A 17,268-nucleotide genomic window follows, 5' to 3' on the forward strand; every position below is an offset into this window, starting at 1 on the left:
CTTTCGGGTTGGGGGCTCCTTCGCGTTCCCGTTTCCCCTCGGTCTCAGGGGGCGAGGTTGATGCCGGCGGCCTTGGCGAGGTCCAGGTCGAGGCCCTCGCGGCGGATGCGCAGGTCGACGTAGAGCAGCGCCGTCACACACGCGCTGAACGGGTAGACGAGCAGCGTGCCGACGACGCCGCCGATGCCGGTGACGACGTAGTAGCCGAGGCTGGTCGCGGAGCCGCTGGCGGCGTGAGCGGAGAAGAGCATGTTGCCCAGGGTGTTGAATGGCATCGAGATCACCGTGGTGACGATCAGCGTGATGAGCGCGACCACCAGCTGAATGCCGAGGATGCGCCACCAGCTGCCCTTGGCGAGGCGCATGGCGCGGGAGAGGGCGTGGCCGATGCCCTGCTTCTCCAGCATCAGGGCCGGCCCCGCGAGGGTGAGGCGGATGCCGAGGAAGAGCGCCGCGGCCGCGCCGGCGAAGACCAGCAGGACGAGGATGCCGGAGACGGCGGCCGGGGCGCCGAGCGCGGCGGTGAGCACCGTGGGGAGGAGTCCCACCGCCAGGGCGGCGAGCGGGATGAGCGTCACCAGGAGGGAGAGGCCGGCGAGCCGGGGCAGCCGGGGGCCGGCGTCGCGGAAGGCCTGGCGCGGGGTGAGGGGTGCACCGGTGACGGCCCGTCCGATGACGAGGGTGCAGACGGCGGTCACCAGCAGCATGCCGAGGAACGACAGCAGTTGGGCGAGGCCGAGGTTGAGCAGCAGGGTGGGCAGGGCGTCCTTGAGGGCCGCGACGATGTCGTGCACCGGGGGCGGCGGGGTGGTCTCCGACAGATGCTTGAACCGGTTGTAGACGGTGTTGACGTCGTGCTCGGTCGACCAGCCCACGGCGGCGACGGCGGCCTGCACGATCACCGCGACGGGCAGCGTGAAGCCGAGGACGGAGCGCCAGTAGAGGCGGATGGTGCTGACCGCGGCCTCGAACAACTCGCCCATGCGGAGCGGTCGGAGCGGGATGACGCCGGGCTTGGGCGCGTCGAACCAGCGTCCGCCCTGTCCGCCGCCCGGCGGGGTGAGCCAGGGGGAGGGCGGTGGCTGCTGCGGCGACCAGCTCATATCGGTGGGGCTCCTCGGTGGGGTGGGTCGATTCGCTTCTCGTGGGCGCGTCGGCCCGGGCGGGCCGCGCGATGGGAGGCAATCGTGTCACGCAGCGGCGCCGCCGGGTTCTGCCGTGCCGCGGGCGGCCGTACGGTGCTGGGTGTGGATGCGATGACGGGTCGTGAGCCCGGCGGAGGCGTGGACGGGATCCCGGCGCCGGTGAGATGGGACGCGGAGGCCTTCGGCGGGCCGGTGGTGGTGCTGCTCGACCAGACGCGGCTGCCGCGCGAGGAGGCCGAGGCGGTGTGCGCCAATGTCCCCGATCTGGTGGACGCGGTGCAGCGGTTGGTGGTGCGGGGTGCTCCGCTGCTGGGGATCGTCGGCGGGTACGGGGTGGCGCTGGCGGCGGCCCGCGGCTACGACGTGGAGGGCGCGGCACTGGAGCTGGCGCGGGCGCGTCCGACGGCCGTGAACCTGGCGTGGGGCGTGGAGCGCGTGCTGGGGGTGTACCGGGCCGCCGCGGCGCACGGGAGCACCGGGGCGGCGGCCGGCGCGGCGCTGGCGGAGGCGCGGCTGCTGCACGCGGAGGACGCGGCGGCGAGCGCGGCGATGGCCAGCCACGGCCTGGGGCTGCTGGAGGGGCTGCTTCCGGCGGGCGGCTGGCGGCTGCTGACGCACTGCAACACGGGCGTGCTGGTGTCGGGCGGCGCGGGCACGGCGCTGGGCGTGGTGCGGCAGGCGCACGAGGCGGGCCGGCTGCGCAGGCTGTGGGTGGACGAGACGCGTCCGCTGCTGCAGGGCGCGCGGTTGACGGCGTGGGAGGCGGCGCGCTCCGGGATGCCGTACTCGGTGCTGGTGGACGGCGCGGCGGGGGCGCTCTTCGCGGCTGGGGAGGTGGACGCGGTGCTGGTGGGGGCGGACCGGATCGCGGCGGACGGCTCGACGGCGAACAAGGTCGGCACCTACGGCCTGTCGGTGCTGGCGCGGCATCACGGGGTGCCGTTCGTGGTGGTGGCGCCGGTGAGTACGGTCGACTTCGGGACGGCGGACGGCGCGGGCATCGAGGTGGAGCAGCGGCAGCCGTCGGAGGTGACCGAATTCGGCGGGGTGCGGGTGGCGCCGGCGGGTGCGGGGGCGTTCAATCCTGCGTTCGACGTCACACCGCCCGGGCTGATTGCGGCGATTGTGACCGAAATGGGCGTTTTGTCCCCCGTGAGTCACGAAACAATCGACGGTCTTCGTATCAGGTCACGAACGGGTAATGAGACGATGAAGCCATGAAGGGACGCGTCCTGATCGTCGATGACGACACCGCACTGGCCGAGATGCTCGGCATCGTGCTTCGCGGGGAGGGGTTCGAGCCGTCGTTTGTAGCCGACGGCGACAAGGCCCTCGCCGCCTTCCGGGAGACCAAGCCCGACCTGGTGCTGCTCGACCTGATGCTCCCCGGGCGGGACGGCATCGACGTGTGCCGGCAGATCCGGGCCGAGTCCGGTGTGCCGATCGTCATGCTGACGGCCAAGAGCGACACCGTGGACGTGGTGGTCGGCCTGGAGTCCGGCGCCGACGACTACGTCGTCAAGCCGTTCAAGCCCAAGGAGCTGGTCGCCCGGGTCCGCGCGCGCCTGCGGCGCGCCGAGGAGCCGACGCCCGAGCAGCTGGCCGTCGGCGACCTGGTGATCGACGTGGCCGGCCACTCGGTGAAGCGCGAGGGCAAGGCCATACCGCTCACCCCGCTCGAGTTCGACCTCCTGGTGGCCCTGGCCCGCAAGCCGTGGCAGGTCTTCACCCGCGAGGTGCTCCTGGAGCAGGTGTGGGGCTACCGGCACGCCGCGGACACCCGCCTGGTCAACGTCCATGTGCAGCGCCTGCGGTCGAAGATCGAGCGGGACCCGGAGCGGCCCGAGATCGTGGTGACGGTGCGCGGCGTCGGTTACAAGGCCGGGTCCGGCTGAGATGACCGCCCGCGGGGCCGAGGGCGGCGGGTCCGCCCTCTCCTGGCTCTCCGGATCGGCGCGCGCCACGCTCTCCGTCGTCTCCTTCCTGGGACGGCATGCGCGGCGCCCCTTTCTGAGAGCCAGGTCGCTCTACCGCCGCTCGATCCAGTTCCGGGTCGTGGCGGCGACGCTCGTGCTGACCCTCGGTGTCGTGCTGATGCTCGGCGCCGTGGTGATCGGCCAGGTGCGCAACGGACTTCTGGACGCCAAGCGGGACTCGGCGTTCAGCCAGGCACGCGGCGGGTTCCAGGCTGCCCAGACGCAGACCTCGACCAGCGGCGATCCGCGGGCCGCCGCGCAGCCGGACGGCGCCCAGGACCCGACCGGCACCGGTACCGGCACCGCGGCCGCCTCCAGCACCTGGCTGAACAACCTCGTCGAGCAGCTCGCGGTGAGCGGCCAGGGCCAGTACGCGGTGGTCGCGCTGAGCGACGCCGGCACCACCACCTCGGCGGCCTCCGACCCCGGCAACGCCCGCGCCCCGCGCGCCAGCGGGGGCGTCGACCCGCGCAGCATCAGCCGGGCCATCCAGAGCAAGGTCCGCGAGAACACCCGCATCCAGTGGCAGTACACGAAGGTGTACTACGACGCCGACCAGAACAGGCAGCCCACCTCGGGCCTCGCCGTCGGCAAGCAGCTGTACGACACCGACGGGCACGCCTACCAGCTGTACTACCTGTTCAACTTCGGCCAGGAGGAGAAGACCCTCAGCCTGGTCAAGGGCACCCTCGCCACCGCCGGCGTCTTCGTGGTGGTGCTGATGGGCGCCATCGCCTGGCTGGTGGTGCGGCAGGCCGTCACACCCGTCCGGATGGCCGCGAAGATCGTGGAGCGGCTGGCCAGCGGCAAGCTCGACGAGCGGATGAAGGTCACCGGCGAGGACGACATCGCCCTGCTCGGCGAGTCCTTCAACAAGATGGCCTCCCATCTGCAGAGCCAGATCCGCCAGCTGGAGGGGCTGTCGCGGATGCAGCGCCGCTTCGTCTCGGACGTCTCCCACGAGCTGCGCACCCCGCTGACCACCGTGCGGATGGCTGCCGACCTGCTCTACGAGTCGCGCGACGAGTTCGACCCGATGACGCAGCGCTCCGCCGAGCTGCTGCAGCAGCAGCTGGACCGCTTCGAGTCGCTGCTCGGCGACCTGCTGGAGATCAGCCGCTTCGACGCGGGCGCCGCCGTCCTGGACGCCGAGCCCGTCGACCTGCGCGAGATCGCCCGCCGGGTGATCGAGAGCGCCGCCCCGCTCGCCCAGCACAAGGACACCCGGGTGCTCACCGAGGGCGACCGGCATCCGGTCGTCGCCGAGGTCGACCCGCGCCGCATCGAGCGGATCCTGCGCAACCTGGTCGTCAACGCCATCGAGCACGGCGAGGGCCGGGACGTGGTGATCCGCCTCGCCGCCGGGGACGGCGCCGTCGCCATCGCCGTCCGCGACCACGGCGTCGGCCTCAAGCCCGGCGAGTCGTCCCGGGTCTTCAACCGCTTCTGGCGCGCCGACCCGGCGCGCGCCCGCACCACCGGCGGCACCGGCCTGGGCCTGTCCATCGCCCAGGAGGACGCCCATCTGCACGGCGGCTGGCTGCAGGCCTGGGGCGAGCCGGGCGGCGGCTCGCAGTTCCGGCTGACGCTGCCGCGGCAGGCCGGCGGGGACGTGGTGCACTCGCCGCTCCCGCTGGAGCCGGAGGACTCCACCCGCAACCGCGGGGTGCGCGCCGCCGGCGTGCCGTTCCGCCGCAGCGGCGGCGCCGCCCGGCCGGACGGTGCCGAGCCGCACGGGCAGACCGGGACGCCCCCGGCGCAGCGCCGCTCCTCGGAGTGGGCCACCCCCGCCAACGGGCTGCCGTCGGCGGCCGGCCTCGCCGTCTCCCCGTCCGGGGTGGGCGGCACGGTCAGCCGGCGGGTGGGGCCCGCCCCCGCGCACGCCCAGCGCGCCAACGACCCGGGCACCGCCGAGCACGCCGGGCCCGAGCACGCCGAGACGGAGAGGGAGGGCGCCGAGTGACCCATCGGGGGACGCCGCCCGGCGCGGGGACCGCCGGGGGCCGGAGCGGCCGGACCGCGGCGGCCGTCGTGGCGGTCGCGCTGGCGCTGCTCGCGGCGGGCTGCGCCACCATGCCCTCCAGCGGGCCGGTGCAGGGCGCCGACCAGTCGCAGAACTCCGACCAGAACGCCCAGGTGCGGGTGCTGGGTCAGAAGCCGCTCGCCAACGAGGAGCCGCTGCCGCTGGTCTCCGGTTTCCTGGAGGCGACCACCGCCGACGACGCGGCGTACGCGGCGGCCAAGGACTACCTCACCCCGGCCGAGCGCCACAGCTGGCGGCCCGGCGCCGGGGTGACCGTGCTGGACTCCGCGCCCACCCCGTCCCCGGCCGACAGCGTCGTCCCGGACGCCACCAACCGCTACCGCGTGCAGATCACCGGCCGGCTGGTGGGTCAGGTGGACAGCGACGGCGCCTACCAGGGGCTCGCCGGCAGCGGCCACGACGTGACGCTCAAGTACGACCTGGTGCGCGGCAAGGACAAGCAGTGGCGGATCGCCTCCATGCCGCACGGCCTGGTCCTCGCCTCCGACGACTTCCAGCGCATCTACCGGCCGGCGAACCTCTTCTACTACACCGCCGTCGAGGGCGGCGGGCTGCGCGAGCTCTCCCCGGGGCGCCCGCTGACCGTGGCCGACCGGATATACCTGCGGCGCCGGGACGACCCGGCCACCGCCGCGGTGGCGGCGCTGCTGCGCGGGCCGTCCGACTGGCTCGCCCCGATGTCCCGCTCGGCCTTCCCGGTGGGGACGCGGCTGAACCGGGTGACGCTCGCCGACGACGGCTCCTACAACGTGGTGCTGCGCGGAGCCCCGCTGGAGCAGGACGGCTCCTCGTGCCGGCTGATGGGCGCCCAGATCGCGCTCTCGCTGGCCGACCTGACCAACTCCGCCGACCCGGTGGTGCGGCTGAGCGACGGCCGCTCCAAGGGCACCGCCTGCACGGTCAGCGGCGGCGCCGCCAAGCGCTACGCCTCCGCGCTGGCCGGCGTCCCGTCGGCGAACGGCAGCGACATCTCGCAGTACTACGTGGACACCAGCGGCCGGATCGTCTCGCTGCTGCCGGCGCAGGGCTCCGCGACGCCGGTGCCCGGGCCGCTGGGCGCCGGGCACGCGAAGTTCGCCTCGGTCGGGGTGCGCCGCGACGAGCAGGAGGCGGCCGCCGTCAGCACCGACGGCCGCCGCCTGTACCTGGCCGACCTGGACGCGCACGCCGATCTGCACGAGGTGGCCGTCTCGGGCGCGCGGGGCAAGTCCGGAGCCGGGTTCACGGCGCCCAGCTGGGACGCCTGGAACGAGCTGTGGTTCGCCGATTCGACGGGGCACGGCTCGCAGGTCTACGTCTTCCCCTCGCCGGGCGCGGACGCCAAGCCGATCGCGGTGAGCGTCCCGGAGCTGGGCGGGCGGCGGATCGTGGCGCTGCGGGCGGCCGCGGACGGCTCCCGGCTGGCGCTGCTGGTGCGCTCCTCCTCGGGCTCGGGCGACCCCCAGGTGCTGGTGGGCCGCGTGGTGCGGACCGGCTCCGAGCAGCACACCGGGCTGGCGGTGGATCAGCTGCGTCCGGCGGCGACCCAGTTGGGCAGCATCTCCGCGATCGCCTGGTCGGGGCCGAACCAGCTGATGGTGGTCGGCCAGGAGACCGGCACGCTGCAGCAGGTCTTCGCGGTCGACGCGGACGGCTCGCGCGCGGTGGTGCCGCAGACGCTGGGCGCGATGCCGGGCGGGGTGCGCTCGGTGGCCGCCTCGGAGGTGCCGAAGGTGCTGGCCGCGGTGGACTCCGAGGACGGGACGATGTACCGGCAGGACGTCTCCGGCATCTGGCACCGCACCACGCCGGGCGGCACGGCGCCGGTCTATCCGGGCTGACGGGGCGAGCCCCCGGGCCCCGGGAGTTGTCCACAGCCCGGGGCAACCGATCCGGCGGCGTTCCGCCGCGGCGCCAGGCTGGGCCCGTGCTCCCGATTCCCGGGGAGCGCCCCCTCGGACCTGTCACCAAGCGCCGCGGTCATCGGGCGGGGGTCCACGAACGCTGCGAGGCGAAGCCGAGTGAACCTGCTGCGCGAAGCCACCGCCCTGCTGCTGCCCGACGCCTGCCCCGGCTGCGGCCGGGCCCGTTCGGCGCCGCTCTGCCCGTCCTGCTTCCTCGCGCTCTGCGGTCCCGTGCGGCGGGTCGCACCGGCCGCCGGGGGCGTCCGCGTCCATGCCGCGGCCGACTACGACGGCCCGGTGCGCGAGCTGCTCATCGCCCACAAGGAGCGGCGCGCCCTCGCGCTGGCCCGGCCGCTGGGCGGGGCGCTGGCGCTCGCGGTGCGGGCGGGGCCCGGCGGCGCGGCCGATGCGGGGCCGTGCCTGCTGGTGCCCGTCCCCTCGGCGCGGGCCGCGGTGCGGGCCCGCGGCCACGATCCGGTGCGGCGGATGGCCGTCGCGGCGGCCGCCGCGCTGCGGGCCCGGGGCAGGCCGGTGGCCGTCGCCGCGGCGCTGCACCACGCCCGCAGGGTCGCCGATCAGTCCGAGCTCGGCGCGGCCGAGCGGCGCCGCAATGTGGACGGGGCGTTCGCGGTGCGCGGTGCCCGAGGGGCGCGCGTGCTGCCCCCGGGCGCCCCCGTGGTCCTCGTCGACGACCTGGTGACCACCGGGGCGACGCTGCGGGAGGCGGCCCGGGCGGTGGCGGCCGGCGGCGGAAAGGTGCTGGCCGCGGCCGTGGTGGCGGCCGTTCCGGAGCGCTCGGGGGCCGGAGGTCCCTCCGGTTCCGGGGCCGTCGGCTACCACGCGGACGGCCAACCGCCTTCTCCGGAGCGCGAAATTCACCGGATCGGTGTTTGATGGGGGTTCCGACCTCCATATCGGGGGAGGAAGGACGGTACGAGTTCCGGCGCCGGGGGCGCCAGGCCCGGGGCGCCGACGAGCTCGACCCGGCCGTGCCGGCCCGCAGCGGTTCGCGCGGCAGAGTGCAAGGGAACGGAGTTCTGCGTGGACATCGTCGTCAAGGGTCGCAAGACCGAGGTGCCCGAGCGGTTCCGCAAGCACGTGAGCGAGAAGCTCACCAAGATCCAGAAGCTGGACGGCAAGGTGATCGACGTCGACGTCGAGGTCTCCAAGGAGCGGAATCCCCGCCAGGCGGACCGCGCCGACCGCGTCGAGATCACCCTCCGCACCCGCGGCCCCCTGATCAGGGCCGAGGCCGCTGCGGCCGACCCGTACGCGGCACTGGATCTGGCGGTGGACAAGCTCGAGGAGCAGCTTCGCAGGGCGGCCGACCGCAGGAAGCTGCACCGCACCGGGGGCCGCTCCCCGAAGAGTGTCGCCGAGGCGACCGCGGACCTGCCGGTGGCCACACCCGAGGAGGTGGACGCGGCCGGCGCCGAGCCGGCGGTCCGCAGTGCCGGCCCGCTGCAGGTGCAGGGCGACGGGCCGCTGGTGGTCCGCGAGAAGACCCACGCGGCCACGCCCATGGCCCTCGACCAGGCCCTGTACGAGATGGAGCTGGTCGGGCACGACTTCTACCTGTTCATGGACGCCGACACCGGCCAGCCCAGCGTCGTCTACCGGCGGCACGCCTACGACTACGGCGTGATCCACCTGAAGTGCGACGGCAGCCGGCCGGACGTCGCCGGCGGCGCGGGCGGTGCGATGCGCACCAACGGACACAACGGCCACAACAACCACCACGAGGCCAACGGCGGCTGAACGATCCGGTGTTGGAGTGCGGCGCCGGGCCCGGCATCGGGCCCGGCGCCGCCCTGTGGGCCGGGCGGCTGTGCAACGATGGGGCCCTGCCTGGTGGACCGTCAGATGAGGGACGGCCCCCGAACGACCGAACCCGAGGGGGAGATGCCGTGGGGGACGCCGCCGCCCGTGACGGGGCCGGCGCGGAACCGATCCGCGTCCTGATCGTGGACGACCACGCGCTGTTCCGGCGCGGCCTGGAGATCGTGCTGGAGCAGGAGGAGGACATCCTTGTCGTCGGCGAGGCCGGGGACGGCGCGGAGGCGGTGAGCAGGGCGATCGACCTGCTTCCGGACATCGTGCTGATGGATGTGCGGATGCCGCGGCGCACCGGGATCGAGGCGTGCACCTCGATCAAGGAGGCGGTGCCCAGCGCGCGGATCATCATGCTGACCATCAGCGACGAGGAGGCCGACCTCTACGAGGCGATCAAGGCCGGGGCGACGGGCTACCTGCTGAAGGAGATCTCCACCGACGAGGTGTCCACCGCGATCCGGGCGGTGGCCGACGGGCAGTCGCAGATCAGCCCGTCGATGGCGGCGAAGCTGCTGACGGAGTTCAAGTCGATGATCCAGCGCACCGACGAGCGGCGGCTGGTGCCGGCGCCGCGGCTGACGGACCGCGAGATCGAGGTGCTGAAGCTGGTGGCCCGCGGGATGAACAACCGGGACATCGCCAAGGATCTGTTCATCAGCGAGAACACCGTGAAGAACCATGTCCGCAACATCCTGGAGAAGCTGCAGCTGCACTCCCGGATGGAGGCCGTGGTCTATGCGATGCGCGAGAAGATACTCGAGATCCAATAGCTGACACACCTTGTCAGCCGAGGTCGCTAGCCTGCGGGCATGGCTACCGTCTCACCCGTCTCCCTCGAACTGGACGCCGCCGAGGCGCGGCGGATGATGCTGCGCGCCCAGGGCCTGCTCGGCGCGGCCGACCGCCGGGCCGGCGTCCCCGGGATGCTGCGCCGGCTGGGCGCCGTCCAGCTGGACACCATCTCGGTGCTGGCGCGCTCCCACGAGCTGGTCGCCTACGCCCGGTTGGGCGCGGTGGGCCGCAAGGCGGTGGAGAAGGCGTACTGGGACGGCGCCTCCGCGTTCGAGTACTGGTCGCACGCGGCGTGCGTGCTGCCGATGGAGCTGTGGCCGCACTTCGGGCACCGGCGGCGGGCGTTCGCCGCGAAGGGCTTCCGCTGGCACCGGCTGGACGCGGCGGGCGCGAAGAAGGTGCTCGACGAGGTGCGGGCCAAGCTGCGTGCCGAGGGGCCGCTGACGGTCGGCGAGTTGGGCGGCGCGAAGAACGGCGGCGAGTGGTTCGACTGGTCCGAGACGAAGATCGCCGTGGAGTGGCTGCTGGACCTGGGCGAGGTGGTCTGCACCCGCCGGACGGGGTGGCGCCGGGTGTACGACCTGGCGGAGCGGGCCATCCCCGAGGAGCTGCGGGCGCGGGCGGAGCGGACCGGCTCCGAGGAGGGGGCGCGTGCGCTGGTCGCCCGCGCGGGGCAGGCGCTGGCGGTGGCGACGGCGGGCGACCTGGCCCGTCATCTGATGCTGCCCCGGCAGATGGTGGACGGCGTGGTCGCGGAGTCCGGCCTGGAGCGGGTCCGGGTGGAGGGCTGGGGCGAGGCGTGGGCGGATCCGGCGGCGCTGGCGGCGGGGCCGGCGGAGGGGCGCTGCCGGACGGTGCTGCTCTCGCCGTTCGACTCGCTGCTGTGGGACCGGCGGCGGGCGGCGCGGGTGTTCGGGGTGGAGCACCGGTTGGAGGCGTACGTGCCGAAGGCGAAGCGGGTGTACGGGTACTTCGCGATGCCGGTGCTGAGCGGGGGCCGGTTGGTGGGGTGGGTGGATCCGGGTCGGGAGGGGGAGACGCTGGTGGCGAAGCGGGTGACGCTGCGCAGCCGCGGTGCGGAGAAGGCGGTCGGGGTGGCGCTGCGGGAGGCGGCGCGGTGGGTGGGGTGCGGCGACGTGCGCACCGAGGTGACCGTCGGCCCCTGACCGGGCCGTCCCCTCGCCCCGGCACCCCGTCCGTCCCGGGGGCGCGGACGCGGGCACCCCGCCCGGCGTCGGGTCAGCGCGAGCGGTCGCCCGGCAGCAGGCCGGCGATCCACATGTCGGTGGGGGTGCGGCGGTGCAGGCGGCCGCCGCGCAGGGTGCCCTCGAAGACGAAGCCGGCCTTCTCGGCGACCGCGCGGGAGCCCTGGTTGCCGGCCACCGCCAGCCACTCGACGCGCCAGGCGCGCAGCTCCGTGAAGGCCCAGTCGCAGACGGCCCGCGCCGCCTCGGCGGTGTAGCCGCGGCCGCGCTGCTCGGCGGCCGTCCAGAAGCCGATCTCCAGTCGGCCGGGCTCGTGCGCCATCAACCCCATGGCCCCCACCAGCGACCGCTGTGCATCCTCTGTGAACACGCCGAAGGTGAACGCGGTGTTCTCGGCCCACTGCTTGGGGCAGAGGGTCTCCACGAAGTTCTCGGCGTCCGAGAGCGCATAGGGGCTGGGGACCGTCGTCCAGCGCTGGATCTCGGCGTCCTGGCAGGCCGCGTGGATCGCGGGCACGTCCGCGGAGACGAAGGGACGCAGGCGCAGGCGCGCGGTGCGCAGCTCGGTGGTGTCCATCGCGCGAGTATGCAACGCGCCCCCGAAGAGTGACGAGTGGATTGGTTCGGCTGACGGCACTCCCCCCGCCGGGTTCCGCTCGCTTACGATGGCCCGTACGGCAGACTGGGCCCAGTTCTGCCATGCCCGCGCAAAGCCTGCGCGGGCGTCCGTTCCCGTCAAGGAGTTCGCTGCGTGTCCGTCCTCGACAAAGTCCTGCGCGCCGGCGAGGGAAAGATCCTCCGGAAGCTGAACCGCATCGCGGCCCAGGTGAATCAGATCGAAGAGGACTACGTCGGGATGACCGACGAGGAACTCCGGGGCCTGACCAAGGAGTACCAGCAGCGGTTCGCCGACGGCGAGGACCTCGACAGCCTGCTGCCGGAGGCGTTCGCCACGGTGCGCGAGGCCGCGAAGCGGACGCTCGGCCTGCGCCCCTACGACGTGCAGGTGATGGGCGGCGCGGCCCTGCACCTGGGCAACATCGCCGAGATGAAGACCGGTGAGGGCAAGACGCTGGTCGGCACGATGCCGGCCTACCTCAACGCGCTGTCGGGCAAGGGTGTGCACATCGTCACCACCAACGACTACCTCGCCGAGCGCGACTCGGAGTGGATGGGCCGGGTGCACCGCTTCCTCGGCCTGAAGGTCGGCGTGATCCTCGCCTCGATGAACCCGGCCCAGCGCCGCGAGCAGTACGAGTGCGACATCACCTACGGCACGAACAACGAGTTCGGTTTCGACTATCTGCGCGACAACATGGCGTGGTCGAAGGACGAACTGGTGCAGCGCGGCCACAATTTCGCGATTGTGGACGAGGTGGACTCGATTCTCGTCGACGAGGCCCGCACCCCGCTGATCATCTCCGGCCCGGCCGACCAGGCCACCAAGTGGTACACCGACTTCGCGCGGCTGGTGCAGCGGCTGGAGGGCATCCCGCAGAAGCAGGACACCAAGTCGCTGCTGGAGAAGGACCCCGAGCGGGAACGCAAGTTCGACTACGAGTTCGACGAGAAGAAGCGCACCGTCGGCATCCTGGAGCGCGGCGTCCAGCGCGTCGAGGACTGGCTGGGCATCGACAACCTCTACGAGTCGACGAACACCCCGCTGGTGGGCTTCCTCAACAACGCGATCAAGGCCAAGGAGCTCTACAAGAAGGACAAGGACTACGTCGTCATGAACGGCGAAGTCATGATCGTGGACGAGCACACCGGCCGTATTCTCGACGGCCGCCGCTACAACGAGGGAATGCACCAGGCGATCGAGGCCAAGGAGGGGGTGGACATCAAGGACGAGAACCAGACCCTCGCCACGATCACCCTCCAGAACTTCTTCCGCCTCTACGACAAGCTCAGCGGAATGACCGGTACGGCCCTCACCGAGGCCGCCGAGTTCCAGCAGATCTACAAGCTCGGCGTGGTGCCGATCCCCACCAACAAGCCGGTGGCGCGCCTGGACCGGGCCGACCTGATCTACAAGACCGAAGAGGCGAAGTTCGCCGCGGTCGTCGACGACATCGTCGACAAGCACGGCAAGGGCCAGCCCATCCTGGTGGGCACCACCAGTGTCGAGAAGTCCGAGTACCTCTCGCAGCAGCTGCGCAAGAAGGGCGTTCCGCACGAGGTGCTGAACGCCAAGTACCACGAGCGCGAGGCGCAGGTGGTCGCGCAGGCCGGCCGCAAGGGCGCGGTCACGGTGGCCACCAACATGGCCGGCCGCGGCACCGACATCCAGCTCGGCGGCAACCCCGAGTTCCTCGCCACCGCCGAGTTGGCGCAGGCGGGTCTGAGCCCGACGGAGACGCCGGAGGACTACGAGGCGGCGTGGCCGGCGGCGCTGGAGAAGGCCAAGGCGGCGGTGAAGGCCGAGCACGACGAGGTCACCGACGCCGGCGGGCTGTACGTGCTGGGCACCGAGCGCCACGAGTCGCGGCGCATCGACAACCAGCTGCGCGGCCGCTCCGGCCGCCAGGGCGACCCGGGCGAGTCCCGCTTCTACCTCTCCCTCGGCGACGACCTGATGCGGCTGTTCAAGGCCGGCCTGGTCGAGCGGGTGCTGACGGCGGCGAACGTCCCCGAGGACCAGCCGATCGAGTCGAAGATGGTCACCCGGGCCATCCAGTCCGCGCAGGGCCAGGTCGAGCAGCAGAACTTCGAGATCCGCAAGAACGTCCTGAAGTACGACGACGTGATCAACCGCCAGCGCGAGGTGATCTACGACGAGCGCCGCAAGGTGCTGGACGGCGCCGACCTCGGCGAGCAGATCGGGCACTTCGTCGACGACACCGTGGACGCCTACATCGACGGCGCCAGCTCCGAGGGCTTCGCCGAGGAGTGGGACCTGGAGAAGCTCTGGTCCGCCTTCAAGCAGCTCTACCCGGTCGGCGTGACGATCGAGGAGCTGGAGGAGGAGGTCGGCGACCGCGCCGGGCTCACCGCGGAGTTCCTCGCCGAGCGCATCAAGGAGGACATCCACGCGCGCTACGAGGCGCGCGAGGAGGAGCTGGGCGCGCCGGTGATGCGGGAGCTGGAGCGGCGCGTGGTGCTGAGCGTGCTGGACCGCAAGTGGCGCGAGCACCTCTACGAGATGGACTACCTCCAGGAGGGCATCGGCCTTCGCGCGTACTCGCAGCGGGACCCGCTGGTCGAGTACCAGAAGGAGGGCTACGACATGTTCGTGGCCATGATGGACGGCATCAAGGAGGAGTCCGTCGGCTACCTGTTCAACCTGGACGTCCAGGTGGAGCAGCAGGTCGAGGAGGTGCCGGTCGAGGACGGCGCGCCGCAGGACGCGGTGCCCGCGCAGGGCGGCGCGGCGCCGGAGATCAAGGCCAAGGGCCTGGACGGCTCGCGGCCGCAGCAGCTGCACTACCAGGCGCCGACGGTGGACGGCGAGGGCGGTGTCGTCGAGGGCGACTTCGTCGACGAGGACGCGGTGGCCGACGCGCCGGCGGCGGCGGCGTCGACGCGGGCCGAGCGGCGCAAGGCGCAGCGCGGCGGCAAGCGCCGCAAGAAGTAGCGCGTTCCCGCCGCCCCTCCGCCCCGGCACCCCGCCCGGGGCCGGGGCGGGTCGTCGGCCCGTGCGGACGCAGCCGGCCCCGGCACCAAGCGGATTTGGCGAAGCAGGGTGCTCCCCCGGCCTTCGGCCGGGAGGGGCCCCTCCCCGCGTCGTTCGGTGCGTGCGGCTGCCGGGCGCCCGAGCGCGTTCGTCGTGGTTCTTGCGTGCGTGCTTGGGCAGCGCCGCGGATGTGCGTGCCGGGCGGCGCGGGAAGCGTGCCCTCCTTCGCCAAGCCCGGTCAGGCGGTGGCCAGGCCGGCGGTGGTGAGTTGGGCCTTCATGGTGGCCGCGGCCCGGGCGAGGACGGAGAGCCGGGGCGCGGGGTCCATCATGTTGGCGCCCATCTCCGCCAGGTCCTCCGGGCCGGGGCCGAAGAGCTGGACGCGGGTGCCGGTGCTGCGCAGCGCCCGCGCCTCGCGCAGCAGATGGCGCGTCACCGCCCGCCGGTAGCGGCGCTCCAGGCGGCCCATCACGGTGCGCGGGCGGTCCGTCTCCCGGGACGCCATCGGGGCCAGCACGATCACCTCGTCGAGGCCCGCCCCGACCAGCAGGTCCACGCTGGTGGCCGACCAGGTGCCGCCGTCCACGTAGGGGCGGTCGCCGATCACCACCGGGGCGAACCAGCCGGGGATCGCGCAGGACGCCTTCACCGCGTCCGCCACCCCGGCCGGCGGCGCCTCGGGATCGCCGAAGGCCACCCGCTCGCCGGTGGTGTAGTCGACCGCGACCAGCCGCAGCCCGGGGTGCGGCGAGCCCGCCCCGGTGCCGCCGATGGCCTCGATCAGCCGGCCCACCGGGTGGATGTCGCCCTGCCCCTGCGGCAGGAACGCCGAGACCGTGGTCTGCAGCGGGTAGCTGCGCGGATGGCGCACGGTGCGGCGCAGCATCGCCGGGGAGCCGATCCCGGGGCGCGGCGCGCGCGGCACCGCGCCGCCGGTCATCGTGTCGTAGTCGACCTGGACGCCCGCCAGCGGGCCCGTGGCGGGCCGTACGCCGCGCTGGTGGTCCCTCAGCTCCTCCGCGCCGATCCCGGCCGCCAGCAGGGCGCCCACCACCGAGCCGGCCGAGGTGCCGACGATCGCCTCGGCGTCGCGCGGATCCCACTCCAGCGCCTCCTGCACCGCGCAGAGCGCGCCGATCGTCCAGGCGGCCCCGAGCAGGCCGCCGCCGCCCAGCACCAGGCCCCTGCGCCTGCGGCGGCGGCTCCCGCGGCCGCCGGGGTTCTCGAGGTCGCCGGGGGCGCGGTGCGCGTCCCCGCCGCAGCCCTGCCGGGTCGGTGCCGCCGCGGCCTGCTCCCTGGAATCCGCCGTCATCTCCGAACCTCCCGCCCGTGCGCCGCGCTCCCGGTCCGGGGGCGACGCCCGTCACTCGAACCCCTCCCAGGGGTGAACCGGCGCGGCCGCCGCACGCATCCCGGAGGCCCGTTCCGGAGGGGGCGCGCACGCACGCCCCACCCCCGACGGTCGGCCACAGCAGCCCCTCGGTCGTCAGCAGGAGCCCTCGGATCACCCGGATAGGTGAATTCCGCGACCCGGACGGCGGCGTTCCGCACGCCCTTGCCGTGCGGCGGCGGCGCCCGCTACCACTCGGAGCACCGACGACGGCCATCACTCAACGGGGGAACGCTCATGACGCACCGTCCGACCGCCGCCCGCGCCCGTACCACGACCACGAGCACGGCCGCGAGCACGACCACCGCTGCCGCCGGCGCCGCCGCGCTCTCCGACGCGGAGCGGCTGCGCCGGGCCCGGCAGCGGGCCGCCACCGGCTTCGCCCGGCATCTGCTGGAGGTGCTCTGCCGGCGCCGTCCGGCCACCCACCTCGCCCGCTTCACCACGCCCCAGGTGCAGGCGCTGATCGCCCGGCTGGCGCAGCGCGGCGACCTGGCCGGCAGCGTCGGCGGCGATCCGCGGCTGCTGCCGCCGCACCCCAGCTCGCCGGCCGAGGGCGTGCTGGAGGTCTGCGGGCGGGTGGCGGGCCGCACCCGCTCCCGCGCGCTCGCCTTCCGGCTGGAGCGCGACGCCCGGGACGGCAGCTGGCGCTGCACCCGCCTGGAGCTGGGCTGAGGGACGACGGAGGGACGGCGGAGGGCCGTGGGGCGCCGTTACAGTGAGCGCGTGATGCGTGTATACATCCCGATGACGATGGGCGGCCTCGCCGAGGCGAAGGCGGCCGGGGGCTTCGGGGACGGCATCGCGGCGCACGCGGTCACCCCGGCGCTCCGCGAGTGGTACGTCTCCGACGACCTGGAGGAGCTGGAGTACGCGGCGCTCACCCGGGCCGCGCAGGCGGCGCTGGGGCTGATCGCCGAGGGCGGTCCGGCGGCCCCGCCGCGGCGCGTGGTGGTCGCGGTGGACGTCCCCGAGCAGGCCGTCTCCGCCGATCCGGAGGCCGGGCTCGGCGCGGTCAGCGTCCGCGGCCCGGTGCCGTGGGCGAAGGCCGCCTCGGTGCACGTCGACGAGACGTCGGCCGCCGCGGACGTCACCGCCGCGGCCGGGGCCTGGGCCGCGGCCCGGGACGGCGACGAGGACGCCCGGTTCACCGTCGACGGCGCCGAGGGCCACGAGCTGCTCTGGTACGGGCTGCAGGAGGTCGACGCGCTGCTCGCGCCCTGACGGCGAAAAGCCGTCGGCGAACGGCCGATCCGCACGCCCTGACCTGGGCAGGTGTGAGTTATCCACAGGCCTCTCGGGCGGGTGTCGGCGATCATGCCCTGGCGAGTAGCCTGGCTGGCGTCATGGCCCCTGCACGCGGGTGGAGGGGCTGCTGGTTCCTACA

At 73.7% G+C, this 17,268-nt stretch carries 14 protein-coding genes; 11 read left to right on the top strand and 3 right to left on the bottom strand.

The genetic code is table 11. The features are described 5' to 3' along the window. Positions 1 to 44 precede the first annotated feature (44 nt). The gene (locus BIV57_RS26390; RefSeq protein WP_071656438.1) at positions 45 to 1,103 is read right to left on the bottom strand and encodes a hypothetical protein; all 1,059 of its coding nucleotides are present in this window, start codon (positions 1,101 to 1,103) and stop codon (positions 45 to 47) included. Positions 1,104 to 1,256: 153 nt separating this feature from the next. Here BIV57_RS26390 and mtnA point away from each other — a divergent pair, with 153 nt between their 5' ends. From mtnA to BIV57_RS10485, 8 genes are all read left to right on the top strand, one after another. Next, positions 1,257 to 2,366, top strand: coding sequence for an S-methyl-5-thioribose-1-phosphate isomerase (gene mtnA, locus BIV57_RS10450; RefSeq protein WP_071656464.1), 1,110 nt, complete (start codon positions 1,257 to 1,259; stop codon positions 2,364 to 2,366). Beyond that, on the top strand, positions 2,363 to 3,040 hold the full coding sequence (gene mtrA / locus BIV57_RS10455) for an MtrAB system response regulator MtrA (RefSeq protein ID WP_071656439.1): 678 nt from the start codon (positions 2,363 to 2,365) through the stop codon (positions 3,038 to 3,040). The genes mtnA and mtrA overlap by 4 nt, the downstream gene beginning before the upstream one ends. Position 3,041: 1 nt before the next feature. After that, complete coding sequence (gene mtrB / locus BIV57_RS10460; RefSeq protein ID WP_079170208.1) at positions 3,042 to 5,084, top strand: MtrAB system histidine kinase MtrB; 2,043 nt, start codon at positions 3,042 to 3,044, stop codon at positions 5,082 to 5,084. After that, positions 5,081 to 6,985: an LpqB family beta-propeller domain-containing protein gene (locus BIV57_RS10465; RefSeq protein ID WP_071656440.1), complete on the top strand. Its 1,905-nt coding sequence runs from the start codon at positions 5,081 to 5,083 to the stop codon at positions 6,983 to 6,985. Before mtrB ends, BIV57_RS10465 begins: the two co-directional genes overlap by 4 nt. Positions 6,986 to 7,165: 180 nt before the next feature. Next, positions 7,166 to 7,942: a ComF family protein gene (locus tag BIV57_RS10470; protein ID WP_071656441.1), complete on the top strand. Its 777-nt coding sequence runs from the start codon at positions 7,166 to 7,168 to the stop codon at positions 7,940 to 7,942. 147 nt (positions 7,943 to 8,089) lie between these two features. Continuing rightward, a complete protein-coding gene (gene hpf, locus BIV57_RS10475; protein ID WP_071656442.1) occupies positions 8,090 to 8,806 on the top strand; it encodes a ribosome hibernation-promoting factor, HPF/YfiA family in 717 nt (238 codons plus the stop codon). A gap of 149 nt (positions 8,807 to 8,955) precedes the next feature. Continuing rightward, positions 8,956 to 9,651 carry a response regulator gene (locus BIV57_RS10480; protein WP_071656443.1) on the top strand — a complete coding sequence of 232 codons (696 nt, stop codon included), beginning with the start codon at positions 8,956 to 8,958 and terminating at the stop codon, positions 9,649 to 9,651. 39 nt (positions 9,652 to 9,690) lie between these two features. Next, a complete protein-coding gene (locus tag BIV57_RS10485) occupies positions 9,691 to 10,839 on the top strand; it encodes a winged helix-turn-helix domain-containing protein (protein ID WP_071656444.1) in 1,149 nt (382 codons plus the stop codon). A gap of 73 nt (positions 10,840 to 10,912) precedes the next feature. Here BIV57_RS10485 and BIV57_RS10490 read toward each other — a convergent pair whose 3' ends face one another. After that, complete coding sequence (locus tag BIV57_RS10490; protein WP_071656445.1) at positions 10,913 to 11,455, bottom strand: GNAT family N-acetyltransferase; 543 nt, start codon at positions 11,453 to 11,455, stop codon at positions 10,913 to 10,915. Positions 11,456 to 11,629: 174 nt separating this feature from the next. Here BIV57_RS10490 and secA point away from each other — a divergent pair, with 174 nt between their 5' ends. Beyond that, entirely contained in the window at positions 11,630 to 14,452 is a 2,823-nt protein-coding gene (gene secA / locus BIV57_RS10495; protein ID WP_071656446.1) for a preprotein translocase subunit SecA, read from the top strand. 277 nt (positions 14,453 to 14,729) lie between these two features. On the opposite strand, the gene BIV57_RS10500 is transcribed toward secA, so the two are convergent. After that, the gene (locus tag BIV57_RS10500) at positions 14,730 to 15,803 is read right to left on the bottom strand and encodes a patatin-like phospholipase family protein (protein WP_071656447.1); all 1,074 of its coding nucleotides are present in this window, start codon (positions 15,801 to 15,803) and stop codon (positions 14,730 to 14,732) included. Positions 15,804 to 16,118: 315 nt separating this feature from the next. Between BIV57_RS10500 and BIV57_RS10505 the strand changes: the two genes are divergently transcribed. Then, positions 16,119 to 16,556 (top strand): Rv3235 family protein, encoded by a 438-nt coding sequence (locus tag BIV57_RS10505; RefSeq protein WP_071656448.1) that lies wholly within the window; start codon positions 16,119 to 16,121, stop codon positions 16,554 to 16,556. A gap of 54 nt (positions 16,557 to 16,610) precedes the next feature. Next, positions 16,611 to 17,105 (top strand): DUF6912 family protein, encoded by a 495-nt coding sequence (locus BIV57_RS10510; protein ID WP_071656449.1) that lies wholly within the window; start codon positions 16,611 to 16,613, stop codon positions 17,103 to 17,105. Positions 17,106 to 17,268: the final 163 nt, after the last annotated feature.

The organism is Mangrovactinospora gilvigrisea, from assembly GCF_001879105.1.
GTDB classification, from domain to species: Bacteria; Actinomycetota; Actinomycetes; order Streptomycetales; family Streptomycetaceae; genus Mangrovactinospora; species Mangrovactinospora gilvigrisea.